Below are 7,858 nucleotides of genomic sequence, written 5' to 3' on the forward strand. Positions count from 1 at the left end.
AGGATGACAGCCGGATCAGGCCGCGGGCTTGGGCGTCGCGATGCCCTTCTCGGCGAAGAGCTGCTGCAATTCGCCCGACTGAAACATCTCGCGGGTGATGTCGCAGCCGCCGATGAATTCGCCCTTCACATAGAGCTGCGGGATGGTCGGCCAGTTGGAATATTCCTTGATCCCGTTGCGGATGCCCTCGTCCTCCAGGACGTTGATGCCCTTGTAGGGCACCCCGACATAGTTCAGGATCTGCACGACTTGGCCCGAGAAGCCGCACATCGGAAATTGCGGCGTCCCCTTCATGAAGAGGACGACGTCGTTCGTCTTGACCTCGTTGTCGATCTGGCTGTGAACGTCGGACATCGGGGGCTCCTTTCGGGCGCGGGCTCGTCGAGCGTCTATGCGCCCGAGCCGCTCCCTCCCGCAAGAGGGCCGGGATTGCGGCCGTTCGCCCTCTGCCCCAGACTGGGGCCATGCCCCGCCTCTTCACGGCCCTCGAGGTCCCGCCTGCGCTCGCGCGCGATCTCGCGCTCTACCGGGGCGGCCTGCCGGGCGCGCGCTGGATCGATGCGGAGAACTACCACGTCACACTGCGCTTCATCGGTGATATCGACCACGCCATGGCCCGGGACGTCGCCGCCGGCCTCGCCGAAATCCCGCCCCGCCCGGCCTTCGGCGTCGCCATCGACGCCCTCGCGAGTTTCGGCGGCGATCGCCCGCGGGCGATCCTCGCGCGGATCGTCCCGACGCCCGAGCTGACGCGCCTCCAGGCGGAGCAGGAGAAGCTGATGCGGCGACTCGGGCTCGAGCCCGAAACCCGCAAGTTCACGCCCCACGTGACCCTCGCGCGCCTGCGCGGCGTCCGGGCCTCCGACCTCGCCGCCTTCATTGCGCGGGCGGGCCATTTCCCCCGCCTCTCCTTCACGGCCGAGCGCTTCGTGCTCATGTCCTCGCGCGATTCGGTCGGAGGCGGGCCTTATGTCGTCGAGGCGGCCTATCCTTTCGCGCCGACGGCCGAAGAGAGGGCGCCGTTCTGAAGCGCGATCAGGGCTTCCCGCTCCCCTGGAGAACCGTTTCCGCCTCCTGCCGCGCCGCTTGAAGCGCCGGCAGGCGCTCCCCCTCGGGCACTCCGTCGGCGAGGTCCACGGCCTCCTGCGCGAGGCCCCGGTCGCCGGCGAGCCGGGCGAGGGCCGCGAGCACGGAGGCGAGCGCGGCCCGCTCCGCGGCGCCGGGCTCCTTGGCGAAACCCTCCCGACGGAGCGCGAGAAGCGCGCGATAGGCTTCGCGCGCCTGCTCCTCGTCGCCGAGGCCGAGGCTCATCCTGGCCCTGGTCTCGAGCAGGTAGTCGAGGAAGCGCGCCCCGCGCGGATCGCCCGACGCCGTCAGCTCGCGGAGCACGCCGGCCGATTCCTCGAAGGCCGCCCGCGAGCCGGCCCGGTCGCCGGCGAATCCCCTGAAGACCGCAACCTGGAGCAGGCCGGTCGCGAGTTGTATCCGAAGCCTCGTATCGCCCGGACGAAGCGTCAGCATATGGCGCAGCACGCCCGCCTCCTCCTCGAAGGTCGCGAGCGTCCCCGGCGCATCCTGGGCCTTCATCTGGAGCTGCGCCATGGCCCGCAGAAGCTCCTGGAGGAGGGAGAAGGGCTTGTAGTTGTGCGAATCGATCCCCGCGAGCGACCGCGCCAGGACGAGCGCTTCCTTCCGCAACGTCATGCCGCCCGCCGCGTCTCCCGCCAGTTCCCGCGTCTCCGCCATATCGCGGAGCGCGATGGCGAGATCGGTCTTCGCCTCCGCATTGCCGGGCTGGCTCGCGGCGAGGCGGCGGTCGATCTCAAGCCGTTCCCGATAGGCCGCGCTCGCGCCCGCCTCGTCCCCCTTCTGGCGCTTCACGGCGGCGACATTGGCGAGCGCCACCGCGAGGGAGCGCTGGTTGCGCATGTCGAGCGAGTTGCGGGCGACGAGCGCGCGGAAGATGTCCAGCTCCTCCTGATAGGCTCCGAGGGCCCCGTCCCAGTCGGAGAGGGCCCAGGCGCCGTTGCCGAGGAATTCGAGCGCGATCGCGACCGTGCGCTGCCGCTCGGCATTCTGGGGATCGTCCCGCAGGAGGCGCCGCTCGATCGCAAGCGAGTCGCGGTAGCGCGCCATCGCCTCCTGCTTGCGGCCCTGCTTGAGGTCGAGATTGCCGAGATTGTCGAGCATCGAGGAGAGGCCGCGCTGCATGACGTGGCTGGACGGGAACTCCTCGGCCAGCTTGCGGGCGATGTCGTAGCTCTCCTCGTAGGATCGCGCGGCGAGATCCAGGTCGTCGCTTTCGAGGCCGAGATAGCCGAGATTGAAGAGGGCGGATTGCAGGGCGCTGCGCAAATTGCCGCCCTGGTCCTGCGGGTCGGCCGCGACCTCCCGGCGGGCGACCTCGACCTGCTCGCGATACGCCTCGCGGGCGCCCGAATAATCGCCGAGCGCGAGGCGAGCATCGCCGAGCCGGTTCAGCGGCGCAAGGACCCGGCGGCGCAGTTCCGGGTCGTCCGCCCCCCGCTGTGCCCCGATCCGGGCCAGCCTCAGGGCCTCCTCGAAGCGCCCGCGCGCGGCGGAGACGTCGCCGGCCTGGTCGTCGATCGTCCCGCGCGTCACCGTGACGACGCCGAGATCGCTTTCGACCCGGACATCCTCCGGCCGCGTGCGCACGAGGCCCTCCATGATCGCGACGGCGCGGTCGGCATCGGCGCGGGCGGCGGGGAGGTCGCCCACGGCCGCGTAGATACGGGCGAAATTGTCGAACATCGCCGCGCGCGTCCGCAGCAATTCCGGATCGCCCGGCGCGGTCGTGGCGAGCTTGTCGCTCGCGTTCTGCGCGGTCGAGAGGATCTTCCGCAGAGCATCGACACGCATTCCCGCGACGTCGCCGAGGCCCTGGACGATGTCGAAGATCACGCCGCGCACCGCCTCGCGGGCGACGCCGAAATTGCGGAGCGCGAGGGCGGTCTGCTCGCGCGCGACGCTCCACTGGAAGAGCGCGCCGAGCGCGACCAGGGCAAAGACGATTGCGGCGGCGCCCGTCAGCATCATCGCCCGGCCCGCCCGGATGCGGGAGGCTCGCACATAGGCTCGCGTCTCGGGCGAAATCTCGTCGCCGTAGCGGGCGACGATGTTCTCCGCCTCCGCCAGCGGCAGGCCGCGGGGCAGGAGGAGATCCGCCCGGCGCGCCGCCTCCCAGCGCTGCCGGCGGGCCTCGATCTCCCCGCGAATACGGTAGAAATCGGCGCTTCCCTGCACGATGTCGCGCGCCCGCGCCCAGTCCGCCAGGATGCGCTGGTGGGCGAGGCGCACGAGCGCGCCGTCCTGCGCGTCGGACACGGTGAGCAGGCGGCTCGCGATCAGGGCCGCGACGAGGCGCCGGCGCGGCTCGTCCGGCGCGATCTCGGGGAGGGGGGCCGGGGTGAGGGTGAGCGTGCCGGCGAGCGGCCCTTCCTGTTCGAGCTGGGCGAGGCTCCGCACGAGGCGCGGCAGGGCGCGCAAGGCCGTCTCGTCGAGTCCCGCCAAAGCGCGCTCGCCGACCTCCTCGACGATCCCGGTCAACCCGCCGAGGCCGGCATAGACCTCGAAGGGAAGAATGGTCCGCTCGCGGCCGTCCTCGGCCGGCTCCGTTCGGCGCCCCTCGTAGAGGCGCGCGAGAGCGAGCTGGACCAGGGGCAGCATATCGGGCCGCTCGGCCTCCCGCAGCAGCCGCTCGTCCACGCCTTCGCCGGTCACGGGATCGGCGCCGAAGGCGAGGTCCGCCGCCTCCGCGGGCCGCCTCACGATCTCGGCCAGTTCCGCCGCGCCGGGAGCCGCAAGGTCGTAGCTCGCCCCCGTTTCCTTCAGCGCCTTGAGGCCCTGATGGGCCAGCATGGCCGCATAGAGATCGGCCCGCAGGGTCGCCGCGATCCAGATCCGGCCCGTCGCGAGGAGGGCGGAGAGGGCCGCGACGAAGCCGTCGCGCTGCTCCTCCGCAAGGGTCGGCGCGAACAGCTCGTCGAGCTGGTCCACCACGAGGACGAGATCGACGCGGACGGGCCGTCCCCGCCGCTCGCTCTCCTGCTCCTCACGGCCGAGCCCGTCGAGCACCGCGACGATGCGGCCGGCGGCGGAGGCCGCATCCGCGCCGAGCAAGGCCGCAAGAGACGATGGCGACAGCCCCTCTGCCGCGAGTTCCGGCAGGGCGGGGCCGCGCCCCTCCTCCGGGAGGGGCAGGTCCCGCTCGGACAGGAACAGCGCCGCTGCGAGCGCGGCACCGGGGCCTTCCGGGTCGTCGGCGGGGCGGAAGGCGGCGACGCGCCAGCGATCGACGCTCTCGATCACGCCCGGCGTCGTCACGCGCGGCACGAGGCCGGCCTTGACGAGCGAGGACTTGCCCGAGCCGCTGGCGCCGACGACGAGGAGGAACGGCACGCCATCGGCAGCCTTCTCGCGCCAGAGATCGACCGCGCGCGAGACGTCCCGCCCGCGCCCGAAGAAGACCGCCGCGTGGCGGAAGCCGTAGGATTCGAGCCCCGGATAGGGCGAGCCCTTGATCGCGTCGGGCCAGGCGAGGATGCGCCCCGCCGCCACCTTGTCCGTGAGCCAGCGCCGCAGCAGCGCCTCGACCTGGGCTTCGAAATCGTCCTCGGAGGCGTAGACTTGGTAGGCGGCGCGGAAATGTCCCTCGGGCGTCAGGAACCAGCGCGCGAAAAACGCCTCCAGCCTCGCCCATTCCTGGGCGATCCGCTCGCGTTCCGGATCGTCGATCGCCGGGCGGGGCGCCGAGCCGCCATAGCGGTAGACGAAGACATCGGGGCTCTCGGCCCCCCGCCGGCGCGCCTCGACGGAGGTGAGAAGCTCGTAGGCCGTTCCGCTCGGATAGGGCTCGCCCGAATCGAGAGTCTCGGGAAAATCGGGCGGAAGCTCCGTGCCGAGCCGCCATTTGAAGAGCGTGAGGACGAGGTCGCACTCGACCGCGAGCGGAATCTGCGTCTGGAAGGTCGCGTGCGCCTGGTAGGCTTCGGTCTCCCAGCGGATCACGTCGATCCGGGCACGTCCGGCGCATTCGCCGTTCAGCCGGCTCACCACCGCCGCGACGCGCCGCCGCTCGACCGCGACATCGCCGGGCGAGGACAGGAACAGGCGGAAGATGCGCGTCGTCATGCACTTCGTCCGGCATCGCGGCCGGGCCGCATCCGACATCTATCCGGCGGGCTGCCCTCCCGCGAGTCCCCGGGCCTCAGACGATCTGGTTGACCAGCCTTTCCCCGCGCCGGAGGCGGGCGACGTTCTCGACCAGAAGCTCGATGACGCTTGCCTCGTAGGTCCGCGTTTCGCCGGCCGCATGGGGCGTGATCAGGACGTTCGGCATCTCCCAAAGGGGCGAGGAGGCGGGAAGCGGCTCCTCGGCCGTCACGTCGAGGGCCGCCGCGCCGAGGCGGCCCGAGCGGAGGGCCGCGACGAGATCCGCCTCGACCACGCAGCCGCCGCGCGCCACGTTCACCAGCACCGCGCCGGGCTTCATCGCGGCCAGCGCCCGCGCATCGAGGAGGCCGCGCGTCTCCGGCGTCAGGGGGCAGGTCAGCACGACGTAATCGGCGCGGGCGAGACAGGCATGGAGATCCGTCACCGCCACGACCTCGTCGGCGTCCCCAGCCCCCGCCGACGGGTCGCGGCGCAGGCCGATCACATGCATGCCGAACGCCTTGGCGAGGCGCGCGATCCGGCCTCCGATCCGGCCGAGCCCGACCACGGCCAGCGTCTTGCCGCCGATCACGTCCTCCCGAAGGGAGTGGTCGCCCTGGTAGGGACGCCAGAAGCGCTTCGCCTGGTTGTCGCGCGCCTCGGGAAGGCGGCGGGCGAGGGCGAGGATCATGGCGAGGGCGTGCTCGGACACCGCCTGCTCGTTCGCGCCCTGGGCGCTGGCGAGATGGACCCCGTGCGTCCCGAAGGCCGCGAGGTCGAACTGGTTGATTCCGGCCGAGACCGATTGCACGAGGCGCAGCCGGCCGGCGCGCGGCAGGAAGGCATTGTCCCAGAGCAGGGAGGCGACCAGGATGTCGATCTCCCCGATCCGCGCGGCGACACCTTCCCTGGTCGTCTCCCGGATGACGACCGCGCCTTTCGGCCTGCGGCTCTCCTCCAGGCCCTCATAGGCGTCCATCAGGCGATAGACGGGATGGGCGAGGCAGATGACGGGGGAATCGGGCAGCATGGGCCTCTTCCAACGGAAGGCGATGCCCCGGACCGGGGCATTTTCACGTGAAACAATCCCCGACGAACCGTGTCGGCCTAGTCGGGCGCCGCCACCGTGGTCAGGGCCAGGGCGTGGAGGACCCCGCCCATCCGCCCACCCAGCGCATCATAGACGAGCTGATGCTGGCGCACCCGCGGCAGCCCCTTGAAGGCGGCGGAGGTCACCGTCGCGGCATAGTGATTGCCGTCCCCGGCGAGGTCCCGGATCTCGACCGCCGCATCCGGCAGGGCCGCCTTGATCATGCGCGCGATCTCGCCCGCTTCCATGGCCATGACGCTTCTCCTCAAGTCGCCTCGGACGCCGCATTCCCGTCCATGTAACCGGGCAGCCAACCTTCATGGACGCGCCGCAGCTCGGCCACGGGGAGGCCCTCCTCCTCGGGGAGCACGATCTCGTCCCCTCCCGTGAGGCCCAGATACCAGCTCGGGACGCCCGCCGCCGTCGCCTCCTGGCGCAAGGCGAACATCTCCTCGCTCCGGCAGGCGACGACATAGCGGCCCTGGTCCTCGCCGAACAGGAAGGCGTGGAGCGGCACGGTGGTCGGCATGTCCCGCGCGCGAAGCTCGATCCCGATCCCGCCGGCCATCGCCATCTCGGCCAGCGCGATCGCGATGCCGCCGTCGGAGACGTCGTGGACCGTGTCGACCTTGCCGGCCCGGATCAGGCCGCGCACGAAATCGCCGACCTTGCGCTCGGCCGCGAGATCGACCGGGGGCGGCGCGCCCCCCTCGCGGCCGCAGATGTCGCGCAGATAGAGCGACTGGCCGAGCCAGCCCGCGGTCGCGCCCAGCACCAGCACCGCCTCGCCCTCCCGCTTGAAGGGGATGGAGGCGCGGACCGTCACGTCGTCGAGGAGGCCGACGCCGCCGATCGTCGGCGTCGGCAGGATGCCGCGCCCGTTGGTCTCGTTGTAGAGCGAGACGTTGCCGGAGACGACGGGGAAGTCGAGCGCCCGGCACGCCTCGCCGATGCCGCGGATGCAGCCGACGAGCTGCCCCATATATTCGGGCCGCTCGGGGTTGCCGAAATTGAGGTTGTCGGTCACGGCGAGCGGCAGGCCGCCGACCGCCGTGATGTTGCGCCAGGCCTCCGCCACGGCCTGCCGGCCGCCCTCGACCGGATCGGCCTCGCAATAGCGGGGCGTGACGTCGGTCGTGAGCGCGAGGCCCTTCGGCCCGTCCTCCACCCTCACCACGGCCGCGTCGCCGCCGGGGCCGCCGACCGTGTTGCCGCCAATGAGGTGGTCGTATTGTTCCCAGACCCAGCGCTTCGAGCAGCCGTCCGGCGAGCCGACGAGCTTCAGCAGCGCCTCGCGATGCGGCATGGGCGGGACGACGTCAGCCGCCTCGATCCGCGGCTGGAAGGTATTGGCGAGGTGGGGGCGGTCATAGACGGGGGCGAGGTCGCCCAGCTCCTTGATCGGCAGGTCGGCCACCGTCTCGCCGCCGTGCCTGACCACGAAGCGCAAGGTGTCGGTGGTCTTGCCGATGACCGCGAAATCGAGCCCCCATTTGCGGAAGATCGCGGCCGCATCCTCCTCCCGGCCGGGATCGAGCACCATGAGCATGCGCTCCTGGCTCTCGGAGAGCATCATCTCGTAGGCGCTCATGCCCG

At 71.5% G+C, this 7,858-nt stretch carries 6 protein-coding genes; 1 reads left to right on the forward strand and 5 read right to left on the reverse strand.

Annotation, left to right across the window (positions count from 1 at the left end; genetic code table 11):
* Positions 1-15 precede the first annotated feature (15 nt).
* Positions 16-354: a Grx4 family monothiol glutaredoxin gene (gene grxD, locus PKD06_RS17615; protein ID WP_324382417.1), complete on the reverse strand. Its 339-nt coding sequence runs from the start codon at positions 352-354 to the stop codon at positions 16-18.
* Between the two features lie 110 nt (positions 355-464).
* Here grxD and thpR point away from each other — a divergent pair, with 110 nt between their 5' ends.
* Positions 465-1,028, forward strand: a complete 564-nt coding sequence (gene thpR, locus PKD06_RS17620; RefSeq protein WP_324382419.1) for an RNA 2',3'-cyclic phosphodiesterase — start codon at positions 465-467, stop codon at positions 1,026-1,028.
* Between the two features lie 7 nt (positions 1,029-1,035).
* Here thpR and PKD06_RS17625 read toward each other — a convergent pair whose 3' ends face one another.
* From PKD06_RS17625 to PKD06_RS17640, 4 genes are all read right to left on the reverse strand, one after another.
* Positions 1,036-5,151, reverse strand: coding sequence for a tetratricopeptide repeat protein (locus PKD06_RS17625; protein ID WP_324382421.1), 4,116 nt, complete (start codon positions 5,149-5,151; stop codon positions 1,036-1,038).
* Positions 5,152-5,227: 76 nt separating this feature from the next.
* Complete coding sequence (locus PKD06_RS17630) at positions 5,228-6,202, reverse strand: D-2-hydroxyacid dehydrogenase (protein ID WP_324382423.1); 975 nt, start codon at positions 6,200-6,202, stop codon at positions 5,228-5,230.
* A gap of 77 nt (positions 6,203-6,279) precedes the next feature.
* Entirely contained in the window at positions 6,280-6,516 is a 237-nt protein-coding gene (locus PKD06_RS17635) for a BolA family transcriptional regulator (RefSeq protein WP_324382424.1), read from the reverse strand.
* Positions 6,517-6,527: 11 nt separating this feature from the next.
* A partial coding sequence (locus PKD06_RS17640; protein WP_324382426.1) for an AIR synthase-related protein occupies positions 6,528-7,858 on the reverse strand: 1,331 nt, incomplete at its 5' end.

The organism is Enterovirga sp. (assembly GCF_035325185.1).
Lineage (GTDB): Bacteria > Pseudomonadota > Alphaproteobacteria > Rhizobiales > Beijerinckiaceae > Enterovirga.

Bases quoted from the DNA above. Each gene is read 5' to 3' on its own strand.
- grxD (WP_324382417.1), bottom strand. From the start codon at position 354: ATGTCCGACGTTCACAGCCAGATCGACAACGAGGTCAAGACGAACGAC.
- thpR (WP_324382419.1), top strand. From the start codon at position 465: ATGCCCCGCCTCTTCACGGCCCTCGAGGTCCCGCCTGCGCTCGCGCGC.
- PKD06_RS17625 (WP_324382421.1), bottom strand. From the start codon at position 5,151: ATGACGACGCGCATCTTCCGCCTGTTCCTGTCCTCGCCCGGCGATGTC.
- PKD06_RS17630 (WP_324382423.1), bottom strand. From the start codon at position 6,202: ATGCTGCCCGATTCCCCCGTCATCTGCCTCGCCCATCCCGTCTATCGC.
- PKD06_RS17635 (WP_324382424.1), bottom strand. From the start codon at position 6,516: ATGGCCATGGAAGCGGGCGAGATCGCGCGCATGATCAAGGCGGCCCTG.